Raw genomic sequence first — 24,542 nt, forward strand, 5'->3', positions numbered from 1 at the left:
GGCCGCCCCCTGTTGGGGCGGCCCACCGCCGTTTTGTGCGGCTTCCGGAAAAGCTCCGGCCGGGTGGTTCTCCCGGTCAGTTCTCGATGGTCACATGCATGCCCGGGACATGGAGATTGCCGCCGAACTGGCCCGCCTGGTCGAGCTTCACCTTGGTGAAGTAGGCGTACGGGACATTGATGGGCGGCGGGTGCTCGGGGTCGAACACGATCGGGATCAGGCCGAAGAGGTTGCCCTGCAGCCGCTCGGTGTACAACGTCACCTTGCCGCCACGGATGGTGGACGTGGACCCCGGTGTCGACCGGACGTGGTACTTCTTGCCGGACGCCGGGTCGTCGACGATCTGGTGGAGATCGCCAATGTCGATGGTGTCGGCCGTGAACTTCAGGGCCTGCTTGGTACGGCCGCCCTGCGTCGTGACATTGACGACGCCCTCGTAGTCCAGGCCGCGCAGGGTGAGCCCGCTGGACTCCAGGTGCCAGGGGGCGTCGGGCAGGGTGACGGGCGTCTGCTCGTCCTTGCCCTTCTGCTTGTTCTCGACGACACAGGGGAACGCCTTCTTGCCGCTGGCGTCCTTGCCGTCCACGCCGCCGCCCGGCAGGGCGTTGTCCGCCGCACCCACGGCGCCGTGGACGGTGTCGTTGACCGTCTTCGACCCGTTCTTGGCGGCGCCTGCGGCCTTGTCGGCGCCGTCCTTGAGGCCGTCGACCGTGTCCGTGACCGGCTTGGTGACCTTGTCGGTGGCGGACGCCGTGTCCTTGGCCGGGTCGCCCGTGGCCGACTCGTCCTTGGACGCGGATGCCGACGGCGAGGGGCTCGGGGAGGCGGAAGCGCTCGGCTCCTCGGACTTGTCGCCGCCCAGGAGACCGCCGAGCGCGTCACCGATGCCGCCCAGCAGACCCCCGTCGTCCTTCTTCTCCTCGGAGGCCGACGGCGACGGGGTCGCGGAGCCGGAGGGCTCGTCGGTCTTCGCGGAGCCGGAGGGCTCGGGCTCGGGCGCCTTGCTCGCTTCCTTGCTCGCCGAGGGCGAGGGCGAAGGCGAGGAGGAGGCCTTGTCGGACGGCTTGGCGTCGTCCTTCGTGTCCTTCGCGCCGTCCTTGGACTTGGTGTCCTTCTCGTCCACCTTGTCCGGGGCGGTCACGCACGGACCGTCCTTGTAGGGGCTCTTGGGCGCCGACTTGGCGATCGCCATCTGGGGCGTCAGACCCATGCCCATGAGCACGGCGGACGGCATCGCGGCGATGGCTATCGCCTTGCCCGCGGGCACGTGGAGCCGAGTCAGCAACGGCTTCCTCGGTGCCGCGTGCCGCGGCCCGGTTCTCGCCCCGGCGGCTGCGTTCTCCTCGTGCAGCTCGTCACCCGGCACGGTGCCTCCCGTTCGTTCCATTGGTCGGGCTCGTTCCTGACAGGTCGTCCAGTCCGTTGCCCGACTCCGGGTCGTGACCGGTCGCCGTCGTGGGTCGCGCATCGACGAAGACCGGCGGGCCGGCCGTGGGACGAGCCGGCTCATCGGCCCCGTCCTTGGCCTCGGCGGCCGCCTTGCCCGGTGCCCAGGAGACACCCAGAGCTCCGCCGATCAGCCCCAGAAGGAAGCCGACCAGGAAGGCGCCGAAGTTCGAGACGACCAGGGAGACCAGGGAGAGCAAAATCGCCGCCACGCCCGCAAAGACGCGCGAGGCCGGCTGGAACCACATGGTCAGACCGAGCACGACCAGCAGTACGCCGATGATCAGCGAGCCGGCGCCGGCGGTGGTCGCCATGCGGACGGTCAGGGAACCGATCGTGAGATTCGCGTAAGGGAGGTACATGATCGGGATGCCGGCCAGCAGAGTCAGCAGACCGCCCCAGAACGGGCGGAGTCCGCGCCATTCCCGGAACGAAAGCCGCTTTTGGCCCGCAGTCTCGATCAGCCGTGGTCGCGTTTCGGCGCTCATGTCGTACAGCTCCTCGGGACTGGCAAATCGGTGGTTCTGAGCTGGGGTGTCCTACTTGGCGCTACCCGGCGTACGGGCACGGGGAACGGCGTTGGCCGCACAGCTCGCCCCGCGCCCGCACGCTCAGTGCGTCAGTAGCACTCGCTCTTGCCCTTGGCGACGCTCATCTTGAGGCCGCTGAGCTTGAACGTGCCGGCCGTCGTGGCCCAGGCAGTCTGCTTGACGTGGGTCAGCACGGCCGAGTCGGCTTCCTGGGCGAAAGAGCCCGGGTCCGCCTTGTCGCCCTTGTGCATGCCGGGGCCCTTGGACGTCGAGCCCGCAGCAACACCGATGTTGATGTTGCTGAAGGTCGCGTCCGCGTCCAGCTGGTCGAGGTCGATGTAGAGGTTCTTCGCCTCGACAGGCGTGTCACCGCCACCGGCCGACAGCTTCATCGACACATCGCCGAAGACCGGTACCGGCACCACCACCGACTGGCACAGGTTCTTGATCTTGGCGCTCGAGAACCCCGAGACCGCCACCGGAACCTGCTTGCCGCCCTTCTGGGCGTCAATGGCTCCGTACTGAACGAAGCCGGTGCCTTCCAGCCGGTCGGTGGTGACCTTGAACTGCTGGCCGGACACGCTGAACGACGCCGCGAGCGCACCCTGCGAGAGGGCGACACCGATCGCGGCAGTCGCCGCGACGCTCGGCACCATGACGACGGCGAACCGCTTCCATCTGGTCCCGCCACGAGCCAGGGACTCCATGACTTTCCTCCTTCTCGGACGTACATCTCCGGTACCCCTCGCCCCCGTTGGGACTGCGGTACCTGGGATGGGAGAAGTGCTACGTCCTCGGGAAGGAGAGCGCCCGTCCTCGGAGGCACATCGCGTTCCGAACACCGGCGATCACCCCCGAGCGACAACCACTGGCCACGCTCTCGCGCAACCTCCTGGACAGGCCCTGCCGGATGGGGCAGAGACCCCCCTGTCCACGGCCGGCGCCACTGCCGCCGACCACTCGGTGGGGACCCAAGTACCCCGCTGCACCGACCGGATGCCGGGCTGCGGGAAGGGACCGAGCGTGGCCGATCGTGGTCCATTCACGGCCCGTACACAAGAGGCTCGTTACTTGCGGGTAACGGCCTGATAACCGGGCGGCGACCGACCGAGAACATCCGGGCACACAGGGTCGCCACCCATCACGAGGGGGCGTAACGCAATTGCGGACACAGCACCGCAAGGGGGTCGCCGAGACTTACTACAAGTAACAGCGGCTACGTTTACCAAGTTTTGGTAAAACGTAGCCGCTGTTCCGTTTGTTCGGTCAACGCACGGAGGTCGTACAGGTCAGAAGCGGGCGACTCGGAGACAGCGGGTCAGAACAGCACCCGGGCAAGCGCGGTACGCGCCGCCGTCACCCGCGGATCGTCCGCCCCGATGACCTCGAACAGCTCCAGCAGCCGCAGCCGCGCGGCCTCCCGGTCGTCACCGGCCGTCCGCTTCACCGCGTCGACCAGCCGGCCGAACGCATCCTCGACATGACCGCCGACCAGATCGAGGTCCGCGGCACGGATCTGCGCCTGCACATCGGCCGGGTTCTCGGCGGCCTCCTTGCGCACCGCCTGCGGATCCAGGTCCTGCACCCGCTGCAGGAGTTCGGCCTGCGCCAGACCGAGGATGGCCTCCGGGTTGGCGGGGTCGTCGGAGAGCACGTTCTTGTACGCCTGGATGGCACCGCCCAGATCGCCGGAGTCCAGCGCCTGATTGGCGGCCTCCAGCAGCGCGTCGTACGGACCGACCGGCGCCGGCGCCTCGGCCGCCGGCTCCTCGCCCACGGCCTGCGGGTCGACCGGCGCGCCCACGATGCCGAACTGCTGCTCGGCGGCCTGCACCAGCTGGTCGAGCACCTGCCGGATCTGCGCCTCCGGGGCCGCGCCCTGGAACAGCGGGATCGGCTGGCCCGCGACCACCGCGAACACCGCCGGGATGCCCTGCACCCCGAACTGCTGGAACAGCATCTGGTTGGCATCGACGTCGATCTTGGCCAGCACGAACTTGCCGGCGTACTCCGCCGCGAGGCGCTCCAGCAGCGGACCCAGCTGCTTGCACGGCTCGCACCACTCGGCCCAGAAATCGATGACGACCGGAACCTCGGTGGAGCGCTGCAGGACGTCCTGCTGGAACCCCGCCTCATCGACGTCGAACACCAGACGGGCACCGCTCACGGGCGCCTGACCCGTACGGGCGGCCTCGGCGCGCGCCTGCTCCGCCTTCTGCTTCGCTTCCCCGGCCGCCTTCACAGCTGCGAGGTCGACGACTCCACTCATGGACATATTGCGTGGCTGCATGGGTCCATCCTCCCCCCTGGACGGTCCGTTCCGAAAAGCGATCCGGAAAGCGGTGCGGTCGGCGACGCAAATGGTGCGGAAATCGGTGCTGCGGCAGCCGGTCCGGCTGCGCCGCCGGACCTTGTGCCGGGCACCGCATCCGTCCGTACGCCCCGCCGGAATGCCGGCGTACGGACGGGTTCGCTGCCCGTTCGGTCCCGAGGAGGACCTGTGTCCGGTCCCGAGGAGGACCGTTGTGCGCGGCCGTGGGTCCCCACCCACAGCCAGTGGCTGTCGCTCTTACGCTACGACCCGTAGCGTAACTCGGGGCAACCCCCGCACGACAACCGGTTCCGGCCCCGCACGAAGTGATCTCCCTCACGGGGCGCACGGGGAATCTCAGGGCCCCCCGTCTTACCGGCCGGTATGGTCGCCCGCATGCACCACTCCGCCAGCCCCCGCAAGGGCCGCACGGGCCGCCCGCGCAGCGTCGAGACCGACCATGCGATCCTCCGCGCGACCCGTGCCGCGCTCGTCGATCTGGGCTGGGGGCGGCTCACCATGAGCGATGTGGCGGCCCGCGCCGGCGTCGCCAAGACGACGCTCTACCGCCGCTGGGCCAACAAGAACGAGCTCGTCGTGGACGCCGTGGCGGTCCTCTTCGACGAGCTCGAACTCCCCGACCGGGGCTGTCTGCAGTCCGACATAGAGGGTGTGGTGCTGCAGTTCGGGGCGCTGCTCGCGCGGCCGGAGACCAAGACGGCGCTGATGGCCGTGGTTGCCGAGTCCACCACCGACGAAGCGCTGCGCGAACGGATCCGCTCGGCGATCGTCGACCGCCAGAAGCGGCTGGTCGTGCTCGGCCGCGAACGCGCCCAGCAGCGCGGCGAACTCCCGCCGGACGACACCGGACCCGAGGGCGAACTGGCCGCCGCGCAGGCCGTCGGCCTGATCTTCGACGTCATCGCCGGCGCGATCGTGCACCGCACCCTGGTCACCGCCGAACCGGTGGACCCCGCATGGGCCCACCAGTTCTCGACGGTGCTGCTCGCGGGTCTGCGCGGCCTGAGCTGACGGCCCGCCGGAGAGGCTCTAGACCTGGTACCGGTCCGCCCGGAACAGCTCCAGATGCCCGGCCACCCACGCCGAGGTCCGCTCCAGCCCCTCCTCCAGCGACACCCGCGGCTCCCACGAAGCCCATGCGCGCGCCCGGGAGTTGTCCGACAGCAGCCGTTCGACCTCACTGCCCGAGGGCCGCAGCCGCTCGGCGTCCACCACCACCTCGGCCTCCCGCCCCGAGGCCGCGATCAGCGCCTCGGCGAGCGCCCCGATGGCGATCTCCCGCCCGGTGCCCAGATTGACGACCTGGCCGAGCGCCCGGTCGCAGTCGGCCATCGCCAAGAACCCCGCCGCGGTGTCCGTGACATAGGTGAAGTCGCGGGTCGGGGTGAGCGAGCCCAGCTTGATCTGCCGGGCGCCCGAGTGGAGTTGCGCCAGGATCGTGGGGATCACGGCACGCGCGGACTGCCGGGGCCCGTAGGTGTTGAACGGCCGTACCACCGTCACCGGCAGTTCAAAGGCGTGCCAGTGCGACAGCGCCATCATGTCCGCGCCGATCTTCGAGGCGGAGTACGGCGACTGCGGCTGCAACGGGTGGTCCTCGCCGATCGGCGCGGTCAGCGCGGTCCCGTAGACCTCACTCGTGGACGTGTGCACCAACCGCCGCACCGCATGCCGTCGGCAGGCCTCCGCGACATTCTCCGTACCCACCACATTCGTCTGCACATACGCGCCCGGTGCGTCATAGCTGTACGGAATCCCGATCAGGGCGGCCAGATGGAAGACGGTGTCGCAGCCGGCGACCGCGTCCATCACCCGGCCCGCGTCCCGTACATCCCCCGCGATCATCTCGACCGGACCGCCCGGCGCCAGATAGCGCGCCAGATTGCCCTTCTCCGCATACGGCTTGTAGTGCACAAAGGCGCGCACCTGCGCCCCGGCCTCGACCAGCATGTCGACCAGGGTGGACCCGATGAAACCCTCGGCCCCGGTGACCAGAACCTTGCGTCCCGCCCACTGCTGCGTACTGCTGTTCATACTGACTCCTTCATCGTGAGGTGATCGGCGTACGGATGGCCGGCCAGCGCCAGCGCCTTGGCGGCCAGCAGATCGGCGGCCCGCGCATGGGTGCCGGGGTCGGCGGCCGCGCCCATCGCGGCCAGCCGGTCGGGATCGGCGAGGAGCGGGGTGACCAGTGCGTCCAGCCGCTCCGCGGTGGTCTCGGCGTCGGCCAGCAGCAGCGCGGCCCCGGCATCGGAGAGCACCCGCGCGTTGTGCGTCTGGTGGTCGCCCGGCGCATGCGGATACGGCACGAGGACGGCGGGCATCCCGATCGTGGCCAGCTCGGCGACGGTCGCCGAACCGGCCCGGCACACCACGAGATCCGCGGCGGCATACGCCAGATCCATCCGGTCCAGATACGGCACCGCCTCGGCGACGGCCACCCCGCCGTTCGCCACCAGCAGCGCCCGGGTCTCCTCCAGGGCCGCGGGCCCGGTCTTGATCAGCAGCCGAAGATCGGTGCGCGAGCGGTAGCGGCCGGCGAGGCCCACCGCGGCCTCGGTGAGCCGGGCCGCGCCCAGGCTCCCGCCGTTGAACAGCAGCAGCCGGGCCCCGTCCGGGACGCCCAACGCCCGCCGCGCGGACGGCCGCAGCCGCGCCCGGTCCAGCTCGGCCAGCGGCCCCACCAGCGGCATCCCCACCGTCTCGGCGCGCTCGCCGCCCGCCAGATGCTCCCGGCTGCGGTCGAAGGCGAGCGCGAGATGCGGGGTGAGCCGGGCCGCGAACTTGTTGGCCCGGCCGGGCACCGCGTTGGACTCGTGGACCAGGCTCGGCAGCCCGGCCAGCCGCGCCCCGACGATCACCGGGGCGCTCGGATAGCCGCCCATACCGACCGCGACCTGGGCGTTCTGTTCCTTGAGGATGGCCCGGCACTGGGCGCCCGATCTCAGCAGCGCGGCCGGCAGCAGATAGCGTCGGGCGCCGAGCGAGGGATCGAAGGGGATCATGTCGACGGTGTGCAGCCGGTATCCGGCCTGCGGTATCAGCCGTGTCTCCAGCCCGCGTTCGGTCCCCACGAAGGAGATCACCGCATCGGGCACGGCCCGGCGGAGCGCGTCGGCAAGGGCGAGTCCGGGGTAGATGTGGCCGCCGGTGCCGCCCGCACCGATCACGACAGAGAGTGGTGTGCGCATGGCCGCCACGCTCGTCCTGTGCCCTAAGAAGCTTCTAAGAGAGGTGTTTGGCAGCCTATGTCCATGCCGCCCACGCCAGGGAACACCCCAGCCGCCAAGATCCTCGTCGTCGACGACGAACCGGAGGTACGCGCCGCCGTGGAGGACGGCCTCGCCGTGGAGGGCTATACGGTACGCGGCGCCGCCGACGGCCTGGCCGCCCTCTCGGAGGTGGCCGCCTGGCAGCCGGACGCCATCGTCCTGGACGTGATGATGCCCGTCCTGGACGGCCTGGCCGTCTGCCGCCGGCTGCGCGCACTGGACGACCGCACCCCGATCCTCGTACTGACCGCGCTGGACTCGGTCAGCGAGCGGGTCGACGGTCTCGACGCCGGCGCGGACGACTACCTCGTCAAACCGTTCGCCCTGGACGAGCTGGTCGCCCGCATCCGGGCCCTGCTGCGCCGCGCCGCGACCACCGCCGTCGAGGACACCCGGCTCTCCTTCGACGACCTGGTCGTCGACCCGCTGACCCGCACCGGCCACCGGGCCGGCCGCCCCCTGGAGTTCAGCCGCACCGAATGGGCACTGCTGGAACTCCTGCTGCTGCACCCGGGCCAGGTGCTGCCGCGCGAGATGATCCTGGAGCGGGTCTGGGGCCGCGACTTCGGCCCCGACTCCAACTCGCTGGCCGTATACATCGGTTATCTGCGCCGCAAACTGGAGGCCGGCGGCGAGAGCCGCCTCGTCCACACCGTGCACGGCGTCGGCTACCGCCTGGACCACCCGGAGGGCCGATGACCGGCACCCGCGGCCTCGGCGCCCGCTGGCGACGCCGCCGCCCGCTGCGCACCCGGCTGGCCCTGGCCGCATCCGCCGCGGTGGCGCTGGTGGCCATCGGCGTCTGCGCCGCCGCCTTCGTCATCATCCACTACCAGATGACCCGCCAGCTCGAACTGAACCTCGCCCAGACGGCCACCCAGCTCACCCAGCGGACCCGCAACTGGGGCCCGACCCCGGGCGACGCCTCCTGCCAGTACCAGGCCGTCCCCTGCGTCCAGATCGTCCCCGCCGACCCGGCCAAGGACCCGCGCAAGGGCTTCACCACCCTGCCCGTCACCGACGCCACCCGCCAGGTGGCGAACGGCGAACGCACCGCGTACTACAGCAAACTGACGGTCGCCGGCCGGCCGGTGCGGATGTACACCACCCGCCTCCCCGGCAGACACGAGGCCCTCCAGGTCGCGCTGCGCTCGGACACCGTCGAGAAAGGCGTACAGCACGCCGCCTTGGCGCTCCTCGCGGTCGGCGGCGCCGGCGTCCTGCTGGCCGCCGCGCTCGGCTACTGGGTCTCCCGTACGGGCCTGGCCCCGGTCGCCCGCCTCACCGCCACCGCCGAACGCATCGCCGCCACCCGCGACGCCCGCCACCGCATCGAGCTGCCGGCCGGCTCCCCGGCCCGCGAGGACGAGATCACCCGCCTCGCCACCACCTTCAACACCATGCTCGCCGAGCTGGAGCAGTCCGTCACCGCCCAGCGCCGTCTGGTCGCCGACGCCTCCCACGAACTCCGCACCCCGCTGACGGCCCTGCGCACCAACGCCGAGCTCCTCGCCCGCGCCGACCGCCTGACCGACGCCCAGCGCGACCGCGCCTCGGCGGCCCTCGGCCGTCAGCTGCGCGAGGTCACCACCCTCGTCAACGACCTGATCGAACTCGCCCGCGACGAGGAGCCCCAGCCGCTGGTCGAACAGGTACGCCCGGCCGCCCTCCTGGAGCACGCGGTGGGCGCCGCCCGCGAGCACTGGCCGGAGATCACCTTCACCATCGCCATCGCGCCGTCCACCACCGAGCTCACCCGCCCCGGCGTCCCCGCCCGCCTCGCCCGGCTGCTGTCCAACCTCCTCGACAACGCCGCGAAATTCTCACCACCCGGCGGCCCCGTGGAGACCGAACTCGCCTGCGTACAAGGCGCTTTGGAACTGACCGTACGCGACCACGGTCCCGGCATCACGGCGGACGACCTGCCCCATGTCTTCGACCGCTTCTACCGCGCCGAGTCGGCCCGCGCCCTCCCCGGCTCGGGCCTGGGCCTCGCGATGGCCCGCCAGATCGCCCGCGCACACGGCGCCGACCTCACCGCAGAACAGGCCCCGGGGGGCGGCGCACTCTTCCGGCTGCGGCTGCCGGTCCCCTAGGCGACCACCAACGGCCCGCCCCACCCGGGCCGCTCCCGGCGGCAGCCGTTCAGAATCCGGCCGGCTCGGTGTAGATGCCCCACTCGTCCCGCAGCGTGCCGCAGATCTCGCCGAGTGTGGCCTCGGCGCGTACGGCCTCCAGCATCGGCTCGATCATGTTGCCGCCGTTCCGCGCGGCCTCCAGCATCGCCTTCAGCGCGGCCTGTACGCGGGCGTCGTCGCGAGCGGCCTTGCGCTCCGCGAGCACCCGCACCTGCTCCCGCTCGACCTCATGGCTGACCCGCAGGATCTCCAGATCGCCGGTGACCGAACCGTGGTGGCAGTTGACGCCGACGACCTTCTTGTCGCCCTTCTCCAGCGCCTGCTGGTAGCGGAAGGCGGATTCGGCGATCTCGCCGGTGAACCAGCCGTCCTCGATGCCGCGCAGGATGCCGGAGGTGATCGGACCGATGGGGTGCTCGCCGCTCGGGACCGCGCGCCTGCCGCGCTCCTTGATCTGCTCGAAGATCTTCTCGGCGTCCGCCTCGATGCGGTCGGTCAGCGACTCGATGAACCACGAACCGCCCAGCGGGTCCGCGACATTGGCGACGCCGGTCTCCTCCATCAGCACCTGCTGGGTGCGCAGCGCGATCTCCGCGGCCTGCTCACTGGGCAGCGCCAGGGTCTCGTCCAGCGCGTTGGTGTGCAGCGAGTTGGTGCCGCCGAGCACGGCCGCCAGGGCCTCGACGGCGGTCCGTACGACGTTGTTGTACGGCTGCTGGGCGGTCAGCGAGACACCGGCGGTCTGGGTGTGGAAGCGCAGCCACTGCGCCTTCTCGCTGGTCGCGCCGTATACGTCCCGCATCCAGCGGGCCCAGATCCGGCGCGCGGCGCGGAACTTCGCGATCTCCTCGAAGAAGTCCAGATGCGCGTCGAAGAAGAAGGACAGGCCGGGGGCGAAGGTGTTGACGTCCAGGCCGCGGGAGAGGCCCAGTTCTACGTAGCCGAAGCCGTCGGCAAGCGTGTAGGCCAGCTCCTGCGCGGCCGTCGCACCGGCCTCACGGATGTGGTAGCCGGAGACCGAGAGCGGCTTGTACGCGGGGATGCCGCGCGCGCAGTGCTCCATCAGGTCGCCGATCAGACGCAGATGCGGCTCGGGCTGGAAGAGCCACTCCTTCTGCGCGATGTACTCCTTGAAGATGTCCGTCTGGAGCGTGCCGTTGAGGACGGCCGGGTCGACGCCCTGACGCTCGGCGGCGACCAGGTACATACAGAAGACCGGGACGGCCGGGCCGGAGATCGTCATCGAGGTCGTGACATCACCGAGCGGGATGTCCTTGAAGAGGACCTCCATGTCGGCGGCGGAGTCGATGGCCACACCGCAGTGTCCGACCTCGCCGAGCGCNCGGCGGAGTCGATGGCCACACCGCAGTGTCCGACCTCGCCGAGCGCGCGCGGGTCGTCGGAGTCGCGGCCCATGAGGGTCGGCATGTCGAAGGCGACGGAGAGGCCGCCCCCGCCCGCCTTCAGGATCATTTTGTAGCGCTCGTTCGTCTGCTCGGCGTTGCCGAAGCCCGCGAACTGGCGGATCGTCCAGGTCCGGCCCCGGTAGCCGGTCGGATACAGCCCACGCGTGAAGGGGTACTCGCCCGGCCAGCCGATCCGCTCGAACCCCTCGACCGAGTCCCCGGGCCGCGGCCCGTACGCCGGCTCGACGGGGTCGCCCGAGAGCGTGGTGAAGTCCGCATCCCGCTTCCGGGCGGAGTCGTACCGAGCCTGCCAGCGGCGGCGGCCTTCATCGATCGCGTCAGCGTTCATACCTTCGAATTTACTAGGACGTCCTAGTACTTGTCGACGGCAGAGGGCCATGAGTCGTGGTGCATTACCGTCCGTAACCGCTATCGGACAACGCAAACGCGCCCGTCCACCGAAGGGACGGGCGCGTAGAAGGAGGTCGGCAGGCGTCAGACCTTGACCGGCTCCGGCACATCGCCGGCGATCAGCGGCTCGATCTCCCGCACGACCTTGCGCTCCACGAAGAACGCGGCGGTGGGGATCGTGCCCGAGATCAGCACCCACAGCAGCTTGCCGAACTGCCACTTGGCCTTGGAGCCCAGGTCGAAGGCGAAGACCAGGTAGATGATGTAGAGCACGCCGTGGATCTGCGAGACGACGAGGGTGAGGTCCTTACCCATCCCGAAGCCGTACTTGAAGATCATGCATGCACACAACAGCAACAACATGACGGCAGTGACGTAGGCCATCACCCGATAACGGGTCAGCACGCTGCGATTCATACCTACGAGACTAACCACTCGCAAAAACCCCGCGTACGCGGGGACCACCCCATGCTGCTGGTGCTCCGGACGTGCATGATCGGGTCATCCCCGCGTACGCGGGGCAAAGCGTGCTGACCCGCGGCCACGCTAGTCAGTCGGTGTCCTTGAAATCCTCCGCCGCCACCCGCAACGGCCGCAGCATCGCGAAGATCTCCGCGCACTCCTCGGCGTCGTACGCCCCGAGCCCGAAGTCCATCGCCATCAGTTCACGGGTGGCCGCGTCACACACCTCGCGCCCCTTGTCCGTGATCGAGGCGAGCGTGCCCCGCCCGTCATTCGGATTGGGCCGCTTGGCGACGAGCCCGGACTTCACCAGGCGGTCGACGGTGTTGGTCACCGAGGTCGGGTGCACCATCAACCGCTCGCCGATCTTCGACATCGGCAGCTCACCGGCCTTGGAGAAGGTCAGCAGCACCAGCGCCTCGTAGCGCGCGAAGGTCAGCCCGTACGGCTTGACCACCGCGTCCACCTCGGACAGCAGGATCTGATGCGCGCGCATGATCGAGGTGATCGCGGCCATCGAGGGCACGGCGCCCCATCGCTGCTGCCACAATTCGTCGGCGCGCGCGATGGGATCGAAAGCAAGGCTGAGCGGCTTCGGCACGCATCCGACCCTACCCGGCGGTCATATTGTGGTCAGCCTTGTCTCAGTTTTCGGTCGCACGAACCGGTCCGAGCGCCCCCGGCGCACCACCCGCCGTACGCCGTACCTCCACCATCACCGCCACCACGCAGACGGCCCCCACCACCCCCGCGGCCGGCATCACGACCCGTAGGGGCGCGTACTCCGCGGCCACGCCGGCCAGCCCCATCGCCAGCCCCATCGCCGTCATCCGCCCCGCCTGCATCACCGTCATCGCCTGCCCCAGCAGCTCCTCGGGGACCGCGGCGACGAACCACCGGTCGACACCGAAGTTGTACGAGATCCCGGTGCCGGTCAGCACCAGCAGCAGCACCGCCCAGCCGAGCGAGGGCCCTGCGGCGAAGCCCAGCGAGGGGAGCACCGTGAAGACGCCCATCGGGAACGTGAGCCGGGCGCGGGCCCGTGGGCCGAGGAAGGAGCCCACCAGGGTCTCGGCCACCACCGCACCGATGGGCATGCCGCACATCAGCAGCCCCATACCGGCCGGCCCGACGCCGAGCAGATCGGCGTAGGGGATCAGCAGCGCCTCCGGGACCACGACGAACGCCGGCGGCAGCCAGGCCAGCAACAGCAGCGCGCGTACCCGTCGGTCCGCCAGCAGCCGCCGGACCCCGCCCAGCGAGGCGCCCAGCAGGGCGCCGCGCTCCGCACCCCGCGCCCCGTCACGCGCCGGCCGCGCCACGGTCCCCAGCCGCAGCAGCAGCGCCGAGCCGGCGAAGGTGGCCGCGGTGATCGCGAGCACCGCCCCGGGGGATGCGACGGCCAGCAGCAGACCCCCCGCCGCGAACCCGGCGAGCTGCGCGCTCTGGTTCACGATGCGGATCACCGAGCGCCCCAGGACGAACAGCTCCCCCTCGCCGAGGATCTCCCCCAGCGTCGCGCCGCGCGTCCCGGCGAAGACCGGCGCGATGGCGGCGATGACGCAGCGCAGCACCAGCAGCACCGCGACCGGTGTGCCCGGCAGCACCATCCCCGTCGCGGCCAGCGCGCACAGCACATCGCAGCCGACCAGCACCCGCCGGGCCGGATACCGGTCGGCGACGGCCGACAGCAGCGTGCCGCCGACGACGTACGGCAGCAGCCCCAGCGCAAAGGTCAGCGCGCTCAGCAGTGGCGAGTCGGTGAGCGTGAAGACCAGGACGGACAGCGCGATCTCGCAGACGACCACGCCGAGCGAGGAGAGCAGATGCGCGGCGAAGACGAACCGGAATTCGGGGACGGCGAAGACCGCGCGATAGCCGGCCGAGCGCTCCTGGTCCGCCCTCGGCCCCGGACCGGCGGGCAGATCGGTGCGGGCATCGGGGCAGGCTGGGGTACGGCCCGTCGGCGCGGGCCCGGAAGGCAGCGGCATGACGGAAGCCTGCCGGAGGCCGAGGCCGCCCCGTAGTCTTTCGGCTGCAGCCGAATCCTGGGGGAGGGGGAGCGCGGCCATGCCGATCAACCTGCATTTCGGCGCCGACGATCTGCTCCGTATCCGTTTCGCCATCTCGCCCCTGTGCGAGACCCATGAGGCCGTACGGACCCTGCGCCGCGCCGACCGGCACGGCTATCACACACCGTGGCTCCGCCGGATGCGCGCGACGGTGGCGGGGCTGGACCTGACACCGCTGTGGCTGTTCATGCCGTCGCCGCCGCCCGGCTACACACCGGATTTCCTGGGCCGCCCGCCGGACAGCCCGATGGCCGATTTCGACGAGGAGCTGGCGCGGCTGCGGGCCACCGACCCGGCCCTGGCCCGTGCCGAGATGGCCAAGTCCCTGGCGTGTATGCCCGGTGCCGCGGAATCGGCGCGCGGACGGGCGGCGCTGGCGGATCCGGCCCGGGCGATCCATGAACTGGCCGATGTCACCGAGCGGGCCTGGCACGCGCTGCTCGCCCCGGACTGGCCGCGGCTGCGGGCGCTGCTGGAGGCCGAGATCGGCTATCGGTCGCGCCAGTTGGCGGGCGGCGGACTCCAGCGGCTGTTCGCCGATCTGTATCCGCGGCTGTCCTGGTCGGGCGACACGCTCACCGTCCGCACCCGTACCGATGTCCTCCAGATGCAGGATCTGGACGGCCGCGGGGTGCTGCTGCTGCCGAGCGTCTTCGTATGGCCGGACGTGGTGAGCGGCTTCGAGCCGCCGTGGCAGCCCACCGTCATCTATCCGGCGCGCGGCATCGGCGGCCTGTGGAGCGAACCGGAGACCGGCCCGGCGCTGGCGCGGCTGCTGGGGGTGAACCGGGCCGCCGTACTGGCCGCACTCGACGCGCCGTCGACCACGTCCGCCCTGGCCCACCGTCTCGGCCTGGCGCCGTCGTCCGTCTCGGCGCATCTGTCCGTGCTGCGCGACGCCGGTCTGCTGGCCTCGCGCCGGCACGGACATCAGGTGCTGTACGAGCGCACGCCGCTGGGCATCGCCCTGGCGGCCGGCGGCTGAAGCCGCCCCGGGAGCACTCAGGGGCGGCTCAAGAGCTGCTCAGGGGTGGATCAGGGAGCGGCCGGAGGCTGCTCGGGGGTGCCGGGGGTTTCGCCCCCGGCGAGGTAGCGCTCCACGGTCTCCACCTTCGACGTCAGGCCGTCCGTGACGCCGGGCCGGATGTCGGCCTTCAGCACCAGCGAGACCCGTCCGCAGCGCGCCTCGACGGCCGCGACCGCACGCTTGACGACGTCCATGACCTCGTCCCATTCACCTTCGACGGAGGTGAACATCGCGTCCGTACGGTTGGGCAGCCCCGACTCGCGCACGACCCGGACCGCGTCGGCGACGTACTCGCCGACGTCCTCACCGACACCCAGTGGGCTCACGGAGAACGCGACGATCATGCGTTCACCACCCCTTCCTTGCGGGCGCGGGCCGCGATCACGCCGGCCTCTTCCTCGCGCTTGAGGACCCGGTCCCCGTAGAGGCCGCCGAACGGCACGATCGCGAGCAGGAAGAAGAAGGCGACGCGCTTGAAGGGCCACTTGGTGCGGTTCCACACGTCCAGCAGCAGCACCACGTACGTGATGAACAGCAGGCCGTGGATCAGGCCGAGCGGCATCACCAGGGAGTCGTAGTCGAAGGCCAGACGGAAGCCGGTGCCGAAGATCAGCAGCGCCGGGAAGGAGATGGCCTCCGGGATGGAGGCCAGGCGCAGGCGGTGCAGGGCGGCGGCGGTCTTGATGTCCACGGGAACCTCGTTCGGGTGGCGGGCGAGGAGCACTGCTTGTGCAAGAGTTCACAAGCTTCGTCCCATTGTTACAGCCGCCCCGTGGATCACCGCGCCGGGGGGAGTACAAGGAGACCGCCACCGGGTCCGCCCCGGCCGGCATCAGGGAGAACTCAGGGCGACGTCAGGGGCGAAGGACCTCCCCCGCACGGCCCGGGCCGACTACCGTCTGACGCGTGGCTCAGTTTCGGCTCCAGGGGAGCAAGGTGCTCGCCGTCGATATGACCGGCGACGCCGTCAAGGCGAAAAACGGTGCGATGGTCGCGTACGACGGCCAGATGTCGTTCAAGAAGATGACCGGCGGCGGCGAGGGCCTGCGCGGCATGGTCACCCGGCGGCTCACGGGTGAGCAGATGGCCGTGATGGAGGTGAAGGGCCACGGCACCTGCTACTTCGCGGACCGCGCCAGCGAGATCAACCTGGTCCGGTTGCAGGGCGAGAAGCTGTACGTCGAGGCCAGCAATCTGCTGTGCACGGACGCGGCGCTGCGTACGGGCACGACCTTCACCGGCCTGCGCGGCGCCTCCCAGGGCAACGGCCTGTTCACCACCACCGTCGAGGGCACCGGCCAGGCGGCGATCACCTCCCACGGTCATGCGGTGGTGCTGCGGGTCACCAAGCAGTACCCCCTCCAGGTCGACCCGGGCGCGTATATCGCGCACACCGGCGAGCTCAAACAGCACTTCCAGTCCGGGGTGAACTTCCGCACCTTCATGGGGGAGGGCTCCGGCGAGGCCTTCCAGATCCGCTTCGAGGGCGAGGGCCTGGTCTACGTTCAGCCCAGCGAGCGCAACACCGTGGGAGGTGAGGTCTGATGCCGTTCACGGTGCTCAACTCCCGCATGGTGGAGGCCAGGATCGGTCCGGGCCAGCGGATGTTCAGCCAGCGTGGCGCGATGCTCGCCTACCGCGGCGATGTCGCCTTCACCCCGAACATCCAGGGCGGCCAGGGCGGCGTCGGCTCGATGATCGGCCGCCGGATCGCCGGTGAGGCCACGCCTCTGATGACCGTCGAGGGCAATGGCACCGTCATGTTCGGCCACGGCGGCCACCACGTCCACGTCGTCGATCTGACGGGCGAGACGCTGTACGTCGAGGCCGACCGGCTGCTGGCCTTCGACGGCTCGCTCCAGCAGGGCACGATGTTCATGGGCTCGCAGGGCGGCGTGATGGGCATGGTCCGCGGCCAGGTCACCGGCCAGGGCCTGTTCACCACGACCCTCAAGGGCCAGGGCTCGGCCGCGGTGATGGCACACGGCGGCGTCATCGAGCTGCCGATCACCCCGCGGGGCCCGGTCCATGTCGACCCGCAGGCCTATGTCGCCCACCGCGGCGACGTCCGCAACAAACTGTCCACGGCGCTCGGCTGGCGCGACATGGTCGGCCGCGGCTCGGGCGAGGCCTTCCAGCTGGAGCTGTCGGGCCAGGGCACCGTCTACGTACAGGCGTCGGAGGAGAAGCTGTGACCGGTCCCGTCGTCCACGACGTCTACTCGCTCCCCGTCGACGACAACGTCAATCCCTATGCCTTCAGCGTCGATCTGAACGGCCAGTGGTTCCTGCAGAAGGGGAAGATGATCGCCTACTACGGGCAGATCGACTTCCAGGGCATCGGGCACGGCCGGCTGGACCGCCTCATCGCCGGAAGTTTTCATTCGCCACTGCACGCAGCGGACTGGGTCGTCGCCGAGGGCCAGGGAAAGATGCTGCTCGCGGACCGTGCCTTCGATGTGAATTCCTTCGATCTCGATGAGGGCAACCTCACTATTCGCTCAGGCAACTTGCTCGCGTTTCAGCCATCTCTGTCGCTGAAGCAGTCGATCATCCCGGGCTTCCTCACCCTCATCGGAACGGGCAAGTTCGTGGCCGCGTCCAACGGCCCGGTGGTCTTCATGGAGCCGCCGATCCGGGTGGACCCGCAGGCGCTCGTCGGCTGGGCGGACTGCCCCTCCCCCTGCCACCACTACGACCATCAGTACCTGCGAGGATTCCTGGGCGGACTGCGGGCGCACACCGGGATCGGCGGGGCCTCGGGCGAGGAGCACCAGTTCGAGTTCGTGGGCGCCGGCACGGTCCTGCTGCAGTCGACGGAGCAGCTGATGCCGGAGCTGGCGACCGGCGGGGTACCGACCGAAGCGGGCGTTCCGGGCGGGGGCGGACACGTCCCGCAAAGTGGCTCACAACTGCCCCAGCTACCCGGCAACCTCGGGAGCCTCCAGCGCCGCTTCGGGCTGTGAGCGGTACTCTGCGCACGGTGACCTCGAACGTCTGACCAACACCGGCCCCGGCCGGCCGACGGCGCCACCCTCACGGCATGATTAATTCATTATTCAACTTTCACGGGTAGAATTCATCCATGACGACCGACAGCGACACCCCCTGGCTGACCGACCAGGAGCAGCGTGCCTGGCGCACTCATCTGGACGTCAGCAGGCTGCTGATGCATCAGCTTGAGCGCGATCTGCAACCGTTCGGCCTGACGAACAACGACTACGAAATCCTGGTCAACCTCTCCGAGGCCGAGGACCGCCGGCTGAGGATGAGCGACCTGGCAACCAGCACCCTGCAGTCCAAGAGCCGTCTCTCGCACCAGATCACGCGGATGGAGAACGCCGGTCTGGTACGCCGCGAGAGCTGCGAGTCGGACCGTCGTGGCCTCTACGCCGTCCTGACCGACGAGGGCTGGGACACCATGCGCCGGGTCGCCCCGCACCATGTCGCCTCGGTCCGCAAGCACTTCATCGACCTCTTCACCCCCGAGGACCTCGAAGCGCTCCGCACCTCGCTCACCCCCGTGGCCGAACACCTCCGCAGCAAGCGCGGCAGCCTCTGACCCAGGGGCCGCGGCCCCCGCACCGGGGCCGCGGCGCCGGCCACCGCCACCGGCTCAGCCGGCCACCGGCAGCCGCAGCTCGAACACCGAGCCCTCCCGCACGGCCAGCGAGCCGCCGTGCCGCACCGCGACATCCCGCGCGATGGCCAGCCCCAGCCCGGCCCCGCCGTCGTCCCGCGCCCGCCCATCGTCGAGCCGTACGAACCGCTCGAAGATCCGCTCCCGCTCCCCCACCGGCACCCCGGGCCCGTCGTCGTCGACCCGCAGCACCGCCCACTCCCCCTCGCGCACCACGGCCACCCGCACGGACGAGGCGGCATGCCGCTGCGCGTTGTCCAGCAGATTCCCCAGCACCCGCGCCAACTGGCTCCGCGACCCGGCCACTTCCACGCCGACCAGCTCGCCGACCCGCACCGGAACCCGGTCCCCGACCCGCTGCGAACGCTCCTCACGCACCATCGCGGCCAGATCGACCCGGACCTGCGCGGGCCGCTCCCCCGCGTCCAGCCGGGCCAGCAGCAACAGATCGGCCGCCAGCCGCTGCAGCCGTACGGTGTCCTCCACCGCGCCCGGCACATCCAGCAACTCCGGGTGCGCCACGCCCACTTCCAGCTGTGTCCGCAGACTCGCGATCGGGCTGCGCAGCTCGTGCGAGGCATCCGCGACGAACCGCCGCTGCCGCTCCACGGACGACTCCAGCGCCGCCAGCGTCTCGTTGGTCGTACGCGCCAGCCGGCCGATCTCGTCCCGCGACGACGGCACCGGCACCCGCCGGCTCAGATCCGTACTCGCGGTGATCGCGGCCATCTCCCCGCGGATCCCCTCCACCGGCCGCAACGCCCGCCGGGTCACCAGCCAGGTCACCCCGGCCACCACCACGAGCAGCAGCGGCAGCCCGATCAGCATGGCGGTGCGCACCGACCCGACGGCATTACGCTCCGGCGCCAGCGCCGACCCCGCCCGCACCGTGACCTTCTCCCCACGGGCGTCCTTCGCCTCGACCACCGCGAACCGGTAGTCGGCCACCACGCCGTCGACATCCGCGGTCCCGTCCCGGTACCGCACATCCTCATCGACCTCACCCGGCCCGAGCCCGCCGACGTCATCGTCATCATCGCCGCCCTCGTCATCACCCGACCGCCCCGGCCCGGCACTCCCCGCCCCCTGCTGCGCCCGCCCCACCGGCTTCCCGTCCACCGCCCGTACGCCCTCGCCGACCGCCAGCACCCGCCCGTCGTCATCGGCGACCACCACCGGATGCTCATCGCCGTCCGGCAGATCCAACCTGCCGTACGCCCTGCCCGTGGCGATCTGCGAGGCCACCTCGCGCGCCGCGACCTCGGCCTGCAGCCCCGCCTGGTCCTGCAGATTGCTGCTCAGCACCAGCAGCACCGCCGTACCCGCGGCGATCAGCGCCAGCGCCACCACCACCGTCGCGCCGGCCGCCGCCCTGGCCCGTACGGAGCCCAGCACCCTACCCACCGGCCACCAGCCGGTACCCCGCGCCGCGCACCGTCTCGATGTGCCCGGCGCCGAGCTTGCGCCGCAGCGCGCTCACATACACCTCGATGATGTTCACATCGCCCTCGTAGGCGAAGTCCCAGACATGCTCCAAGATCTCCGCCTTGGAGACCACATCCCCCGCCCGCACCGCCAGCTGCTCCAGAACGGCGAACTCCTTCGCGGTCAGCGCCACTTCGGCGCCGTCCCGCTCCACCCGCCGCGCCCCCTGGTCGATGGCCAGCGGCCCCACCCGCACCACCGGCTGCGCACTCCGGCCACGCCGCCGCAGCAGCGCCTTCACCCGTGCCACCAGCACCACGTACGAGAACGGCTTGGTCAGGTAGTCGTCCGCGCCGGTGTCCAGCCCCTCCGCCTCGTCGTACTCGCCGTCCTTGGCGGTCAGCATCAGCACCGGCACGTCATGGCCGGCCGCCCGCAGCGCCCCGCACACGCGGTAGCCGTTCATCCCCGGCAGCATGATGTCCAGCACGACCAGGTCGTAGCCGCCCTCACCCGCCCGGTGCAGCCCCTCCAGGCCGTCGTGCACCACATCGACCGCATACCCCTCGGCCATCAGGCCCTTGGCCAGCGACAGGGCCAGCCGCTTCTCGTCCTCCACGATCAGAAGTCGAAAGGGGTGGCGCGCGGCGGGTCCGGCAGGGCGGTGGTGGGCGACGGGTGGGAGCATGCGCTCACCATGCCACCTTGAACCTGAAGACCCCTTCAGGTGGCTTCAGCTCCCCTTCAGCTTCCCTCGGCCACTGTGATGCCACAGCCGATCGCAAGGGGAGAACACATGAAGCGCCACCTCGTCATCGCCACCGCCGCCGCGGCCACCCTCGTCGCCGGCGGCACGGTCACCGCCGTCGCGGTCAGCAACAACGACGGCGCCGGCAGCGCCCGCTCCGGCGCGCAGATCTCGGCACAGCCGGCCGCGCGGAACTCGGGTGCGCAGGGCGCGGGTACGGAGGGAGCGGGTGCGCAGGGCGCGGGTGGGCAGGGCGGCAAGTCCAGCATCCGCATGCAGGACCACGACGCCAGCGACCGGGAGGACATCCGCGAGGCCAACGCCGCCAAGGTGACCGCTCCGGACGCCGCGGCCGCCGCGCTGAAGGCCGTCCCCGGCACCGTGGCCGGACTCGACCTGGACGCGGACCGTCCCGGCCTGGTCTGGGACGCGGACGTGCTGGGCAAGGACGGCAAGTGGCACGAGATCACCCTCGACGCCGGCACTGCGCGGGTGCTGAACCAGCACATCGAGCACGAGGACGACGACAGCGGTCAGCTCCGCCGCGAGCTCAAGGCCGCCAAGACCGATGCCTCGGCGGCCGCCCGTACCGCCGCTGCCTCGTACGGCACGGTGACCTCCGTCGAACTGGACGACGACCACCGGGCGAAGGCCGTCTGGGAGGTCGAGACGGTCACCAAGGACGGCAAGGAGCACAAGCTGCTGGTCGACCCGCAGTCGGGCACGCTGAGCGTGGCCGCGGCGCATGGCGCGGACGACGATGGCGCGGACGACTGAGCCGCGTTCACGCCTGGCGGCAGGGCCCTGAGGGGTTCCGCCGCCGTCGTTCGTGGCTGGGGCGGGTTCGCTGTCGCTTGGTGGGTGGGGGCCGGAGGGGACACCCGGTAACCCGTCCTCGGCGCGGGCGTCGCGGGTCCATGGGATTGATTACCCCGGCGTTTGCTCCAGGTCCTGCGGGCGGGTCACCGGGTATCCCCTCCGGCCTCCGCGCGTGGGCGACTGTCCCGCCGTACCTATGACCGTTGCAACTGACACGGCTCGGGTCTCGCCGTACACGTCGGCGCAGAGGCAGAGGGCAGGGGCTGTGGTCTGTGGTCTGTGACGGGCAGTGCCGCCGGGCTGCAGACGGGATACACGTAGGCCGGAGGGGACGTACCGGGACCCGCCCGCAGGACCTGGAGCAAACGCCGGGGCGCCGATGTCTGGGAGCCGAGACGCCCGCGCCGTGGGGGCACCTCCCGGCCGAAGGCTGGGGGAGGGTTCCGGTGCGGCCCCTCCGGCCCCCCGCGGCACACAGCGGAACCGCAGGCGCAAGCCCCCACCGCCCCAGGCGAAACAGGGGACCGCAGCCCCCAGCCACCAACTGGGGCGACATACGCCCCGTCAACCCCCGTTAGTCAACCCATCGACCAACTCATCCGCCGCCCGATACGGATCCGTCTCACCCGAGACGATCCGCTCGGCCAGCGCGTCCAGACGGCGATCCCCCCGGAGATCGCCGATCCGTTCCCGCAGAGCCGTCACCGCGATCGTCTCGACCTCGTGGGACGCGCGGGAGTGGCGGCGCTCGGCGAGTACGCCGTGCTCCTCCATCCAGGCCCGGTGCTTCTCCAGGGCCTCGACGACCTCGTCGACGCCCTCGCCGCGCGCCGCGACCGTTTTGACGATCGGCGGCCGCCAGTCCCCGGGGGCGCGGGATTCGCCCAGCCCCAGCATGTGGTTGAGCTCGCGGGCGGTGGCGTCGGCCCCGTCCCGGTCGGCCTTGTTGACGACGTAGACGTCGCCGATCTCCAGGATTCCGGCCTTGGCCGCCTGGATCCCGTCGCCCATGCCGGGAGCGAGCATCACCACGCTCGTATCGGCCTGCCCGGCGATCTCCACCTCGGACTGGCCGACGCCGACCGTCTCGACGAGGATCACGTCGCAGCCGGCCGCGTCCAGCACCCGGATCGCCTGCGGTGCGGCCCACGCCAGGCCACCCAGATGGCCGCGGGTGGCCATCGAGCGGATGTAGACGCCGGGGTCGGAGGCGTGCTCGCTCATCCGGACGCGGTCGCCGAGCAGCGCACCGCCGGAGAACGGCGAGGACGGGTCGACGGCGAGCACGCCGACCCGCTTGCCCGTCTTGCGGTACGCCGTGACCAGGGCCGACGTGGTGGTGGACTTCCCGACGCCGGGTGAGCCGGTCAGCCCGACGACATAGGCGTTGCCGGTGAGCGGTGCCAGCGCCGCCATCACCTCGCGCAGCTCCGGTGACGCCCCCTCCACGAGGGAGATCAGCCGGGCCACCGCCCTGGGCCGGCCCTGCCGTGCCTGCTCCACCAGCTGCGGGACGTCCACCATCGCTGCTCGGCTCCTTCGGCTCGCTCGTACGCGTTCGGCTCGGCCGTACGCGCTTACTTACCCGGTACGCGAATGATCAGCGCGTCGCCCTGGCCACCGCCACCACACAGCGCGGCGGCACCCACGCCACCGCCCCGCCGGCGCAGCTCCAGCGCGAGGTGCAGCACGATGCGGGCGCCGGACATACCGATCGGATGGCCCAACGCGATGGCACCGCCGTTGACATTCACCTTTTCCGGGGATACCCCGAGGTCCTTCATTGACTGCACGGCGACGGCCGCGAACGCCTCGTTGATCTCGATCAGGTCAAGATCGTCGACGGTCAGGCCGTCCTTCTTCAGGGCGTGGTTGATGGCGTTGGAGGGCTGGGACTGGAGCGAGTTGTCCGGGCCCGCGACATTGCCGTGCGCGCCGATCTCCGCGATCCATTCCAGGCCCAGTGCCTCGGCCTTGGCCTTGCTCATGACGACGACGGCGGCCGCGCCGTCGGAGATCTGCGAGGAGGTGCCGGCGGTGATCGTGCCGTCCTTGGTGAAGGCCGGCCGCAGCTTGCCGAGCGACTCCGTGGTGGTCTCGCCGCGGATGCCCTCGTCCTTGCTGAAGATGACCGGCTCACCCTTGCGCTGCGGGATCTCCACGGGGGTGATCTCGGCCTCGAAGAGCCCGTTCTTCTGGGCGGCGGCGGCCCGCTGGTGGGAGCGCGCGGCGACCTCGTCCTGCTCCGGTCGGGCGATACCCAGCCGGGTGTTGTGCTTCTCGGTGGACTCGCCCATGGCGATGTTCTCAAAGGCGTCCGTGAGGCCGTCGTGCGCCATCGCGTCGAGCATCTCGACGGCGCCGTACTTGAAGCCCTCGCGGGACTTCGGAAGCAGGTGCGGGGCGTTGGTCATGGACTCCTGGCCGCCGGCGACGATGATGTCGAACTCGCCGGCGCGGATGAGCTGGTCGGCCAGGGCGATGGCGTCGAGGCCGGAAAGACAGACCTTGTTGACGGTCAGCGCAGGGACGTTCATGGGGATACCGGCCTTGACGGCGGCCTGGCGCGCCGGGATCTGCCCTGCCCCGGCCTGGAGGACCTGGCCCATGATCACGTACTGGACCTGGTCGCCACCGATGCCCGCCCGGTCCAGTGCCGCCTTGATGGCGACGCCGCCCAGGTCGGCGCCGGAGAAGGTCCGCAGGGACCCCAGGAGCCGGCCCATGGGGGTGCGCGCTCCTGCCACGATCACTGAGGTGGTGCCGTTCGTGCCGTTCGTTGCAGACATGCGGTGCGGCCTTCCTTTGCAGGGAA

General features: G+C 70.7%; 25 protein-coding genes and 1 pseudogene. 9 read left to right on the plus strand and 17 right to left on the minus strand.

Annotated features, from left to right (window positions below):
• Positions 1 to 76: 76 nt before the first annotated feature.
• From DY245_RS30160 to DY245_RS30180, 4 genes are all read right to left on the minus strand, one after another.
• On the minus strand, positions 77 to 1,366 hold the full coding sequence (locus DY245_RS30160) for a hypothetical protein (RefSeq protein ID WP_128510397.1): 1,290 nt from the start codon (positions 1,364 to 1,366) through the stop codon (positions 77 to 79).
• Entirely contained in the window at positions 1,356 to 1,934 is a 579-nt protein-coding gene (locus DY245_RS30165; protein WP_128510370.1) for a DUF6114 domain-containing protein, read from the minus strand. Before DY245_RS30165 ends, DY245_RS30160 begins: the two co-directional genes overlap by 11 nt.
• A gap of 131 nt (positions 1,935 to 2,065) precedes the next feature.
• Complete coding sequence (locus tag DY245_RS30170; protein ID WP_128510371.1) at positions 2,066 to 2,683, minus strand: DUF6230 family protein; 618 nt, start codon at positions 2,681 to 2,683, stop codon at positions 2,066 to 2,068.
• Between the two features lie 611 nt (positions 2,684 to 3,294).
• Positions 3,295 to 4,266, minus strand: coding sequence for a tetratricopeptide repeat protein (locus DY245_RS30180; RefSeq protein ID WP_128510372.1), 972 nt, complete (start codon positions 4,264 to 4,266; stop codon positions 3,295 to 3,297).
• A 405-nt stretch (positions 4,267 to 4,671) separates the two neighbouring features.
• Between DY245_RS30180 and DY245_RS30185 the strand changes: the two genes are divergently transcribed.
• On the plus strand, positions 4,672 to 5,319 hold the full coding sequence (locus DY245_RS30185; protein ID WP_128510373.1) for a TetR/AcrR family transcriptional regulator: 648 nt from the start codon (positions 4,672 to 4,674) through the stop codon (positions 5,317 to 5,319).
• 18 nt (positions 5,320 to 5,337) lie between these two features.
• On the opposite strand, the gene DY245_RS30190 is transcribed toward DY245_RS30185, so the two are convergent.
• The gene (locus DY245_RS30190) at positions 5,338 to 6,342 is read right to left on the minus strand and encodes an SDR family NAD(P)-dependent oxidoreductase (protein ID WP_128510374.1); all 1,005 of its coding nucleotides are present in this window, start codon (positions 6,340 to 6,342) and stop codon (positions 5,338 to 5,340) included.
• Positions 6,339 to 7,499, minus strand: coding sequence for a UDP-N-acetylglucosamine--N-acetylmuramyl-(pentapeptide) pyrophosphoryl-undecaprenol N-acetylglucosamine transferase (locus DY245_RS30195; RefSeq protein WP_128510375.1), 1,161 nt, complete (start codon positions 7,497 to 7,499; stop codon positions 6,339 to 6,341). Before DY245_RS30195 ends, DY245_RS30190 begins: the two co-directional genes overlap by 4 nt.
• Positions 7,500 to 7,556: 57 nt before the next feature.
• On the opposite strand from DY245_RS30195, the gene DY245_RS30200 reads away from it, so the two are divergent.
• Both DY245_RS30200 and DY245_RS30205 read left to right on the plus strand, forming a co-directional pair.
• Positions 7,557 to 8,279, plus strand: a complete 723-nt coding sequence (locus DY245_RS30200) for a response regulator transcription factor (RefSeq protein WP_128510376.1) — start codon at positions 7,557 to 7,559, stop codon at positions 8,277 to 8,279.
• A complete protein-coding gene (locus tag DY245_RS30205) occupies positions 8,276 to 9,676 on the plus strand; it encodes a sensor histidine kinase (protein WP_128510377.1) in 1,401 nt (466 codons plus the stop codon). The genes DY245_RS30200 and DY245_RS30205 overlap by 4 nt, the downstream gene beginning before the upstream one ends.
• A gap of 49 nt (positions 9,677 to 9,725) precedes the next feature.
• Here the strand turns inward: DY245_RS30205 and icmA are convergent.
• The 5 genes and pseudogenes from icmA to DY245_RS30225 form a co-directional block, all read right to left on the minus strand.
• The coding region (gene icmA, locus DY245_RS30210) for a coenzyme B12-dependent isobutyryl-CoA mutase large subunit (RefSeq protein ID WP_244943365.1) at positions 9,726 to 11,060 on the minus strand (1,335 nt) is incomplete at its 5' end.
• Between the two features lies 1 nt (position 11,061).
• A pseudogene (locus DY245_RS46985) lies at positions 11,062 to 11,473 on the minus strand (methylmalonyl-CoA mutase family protein); the annotation flags it as partial.
• 146 nt (positions 11,474 to 11,619) lie between these two features.
• Positions 11,620 to 11,952, minus strand: a complete 333-nt coding sequence (locus DY245_RS30215; protein ID WP_128510378.1) for a DUF3817 domain-containing protein — start codon at positions 11,950 to 11,952, stop codon at positions 11,620 to 11,622.
• Positions 11,953 to 12,085: 133 nt separating this feature from the next.
• Positions 12,086 to 12,598, minus strand: a complete 513-nt coding sequence (locus DY245_RS30220; RefSeq protein ID WP_128510379.1) for a MarR family winged helix-turn-helix transcriptional regulator — start codon at positions 12,596 to 12,598, stop codon at positions 12,086 to 12,088.
• A gap of 43 nt (positions 12,599 to 12,641) precedes the next feature.
• Positions 12,642 to 13,988 carry an MFS transporter gene (locus DY245_RS30225; RefSeq protein ID WP_128510380.1) on the minus strand — a complete coding sequence of 449 codons (1,347 nt, stop codon included), beginning with the start codon at positions 13,986 to 13,988 and terminating at the stop codon, positions 12,642 to 12,644.
• Positions 13,989 to 14,067: 79 nt separating this feature from the next.
• On the opposite strand from DY245_RS30225, the gene DY245_RS30230 reads away from it, so the two are divergent.
• Complete coding sequence (locus DY245_RS30230; RefSeq protein ID WP_128510381.1) at positions 14,068 to 15,054, plus strand: ArsR/SmtB family transcription factor; 987 nt, start codon at positions 14,068 to 14,070, stop codon at positions 15,052 to 15,054.
• Positions 15,055 to 15,104: 50 nt separating this feature from the next.
• On the opposite strand, the gene DY245_RS30235 is transcribed toward DY245_RS30230, so the two are convergent.
• Positions 15,105 to 15,440, minus strand: a complete 336-nt coding sequence (locus tag DY245_RS30235) for an MTH1187 family thiamine-binding protein (RefSeq protein WP_128510382.1) — start codon at positions 15,438 to 15,440, stop codon at positions 15,105 to 15,107.
• Positions 15,437 to 15,787, minus strand: a complete 351-nt coding sequence (locus tag DY245_RS30240; protein WP_128510383.1) for a DUF3817 domain-containing protein — start codon at positions 15,785 to 15,787, stop codon at positions 15,437 to 15,439. The genes DY245_RS30235 and DY245_RS30240 overlap by 4 nt, the downstream gene beginning before the upstream one ends.
• Before the next feature lie 215 nt (positions 15,788 to 16,002).
• Here DY245_RS30240 and DY245_RS30245 point away from each other — a divergent pair, with 215 nt between their 5' ends.
• From DY245_RS30245 to DY245_RS30260, 4 genes are all read left to right on the plus strand, one after another.
• Entirely contained in the window at positions 16,003 to 16,641 is a 639-nt protein-coding gene (locus DY245_RS30245) for an AIM24 family protein (RefSeq protein WP_128510384.1), read from the plus strand.
• Positions 16,641 to 17,291 (plus strand): AIM24 family protein, encoded by a 651-nt coding sequence (locus tag DY245_RS30250; protein ID WP_128510385.1) that lies wholly within the window; start codon positions 16,641 to 16,643, stop codon positions 17,289 to 17,291. The genes DY245_RS30245 and DY245_RS30250 overlap by 1 nt, the downstream gene beginning before the upstream one ends.
• Positions 17,288 to 18,061 (plus strand): AIM24 family protein, encoded by a 774-nt coding sequence (locus DY245_RS30255; RefSeq protein WP_128510386.1) that lies wholly within the window; start codon positions 17,288 to 17,290, stop codon positions 18,059 to 18,061. The genes DY245_RS30250 and DY245_RS30255 overlap by 4 nt, the downstream gene beginning before the upstream one ends.
• A gap of 119 nt (positions 18,062 to 18,180) precedes the next feature.
• Positions 18,181 to 18,657 carry a MarR family winged helix-turn-helix transcriptional regulator gene (locus tag DY245_RS30260; RefSeq protein ID WP_128510387.1) on the plus strand — a complete coding sequence of 159 codons (477 nt, stop codon included), beginning with the start codon at positions 18,181 to 18,183 and terminating at the stop codon, positions 18,655 to 18,657.
• Between the two features lie 54 nt (positions 18,658 to 18,711).
• Here the strand turns inward: DY245_RS30260 and DY245_RS30265 are convergent, their stop codons facing one another.
• Entirely contained in the window at positions 18,712 to 20,127 is a 1,416-nt protein-coding gene (locus DY245_RS30265; RefSeq protein WP_128510398.1) for a sensor histidine kinase, read from the minus strand.
• A 4-nt stretch (positions 20,128 to 20,131) separates the two neighbouring features.
• Positions 20,132 to 20,848, minus strand: coding sequence for a response regulator transcription factor (locus DY245_RS30270; RefSeq protein ID WP_128510388.1), 717 nt, complete (start codon positions 20,846 to 20,848; stop codon positions 20,132 to 20,134).
• A 108-nt stretch (positions 20,849 to 20,956) separates the two neighbouring features.
• On the opposite strand from DY245_RS30270, the gene DY245_RS30275 reads away from it, so the two are divergent.
• Positions 20,957 to 21,685 (plus strand): PepSY domain-containing protein, encoded by a 729-nt coding sequence (locus DY245_RS30275; RefSeq protein WP_128510389.1) that lies wholly within the window; start codon positions 20,957 to 20,959, stop codon positions 21,683 to 21,685.
• A gap of 606 nt (positions 21,686 to 22,291) precedes the next feature.
• Here DY245_RS30275 and meaB read toward each other — a convergent pair.
• Positions 22,292 to 23,251 carry a methylmalonyl Co-A mutase-associated GTPase MeaB gene (gene meaB, locus DY245_RS30280; RefSeq protein WP_128510390.1) on the minus strand — a complete coding sequence of 320 codons (960 nt, stop codon included), beginning with the start codon at positions 23,249 to 23,251 and terminating at the stop codon, positions 22,292 to 22,294.
• A gap of 53 nt (positions 23,252 to 23,304) precedes the next feature.
• A complete protein-coding gene (locus tag DY245_RS30285; RefSeq protein WP_128510399.1) occupies positions 23,305 to 24,480 on the minus strand; it encodes an acetyl-CoA C-acetyltransferase in 1,176 nt (391 codons plus the stop codon).
• Positions 24,481 to 24,542: the final 62 nt, after the last annotated feature.

The organism is Streptomyces inhibens, from assembly GCF_003389455.1.
GTDB classification, from domain to species: domain Bacteria; phylum Actinomycetota; class Actinomycetes; order Streptomycetales; family Streptomycetaceae; genus Streptomyces; species Streptomyces inhibens.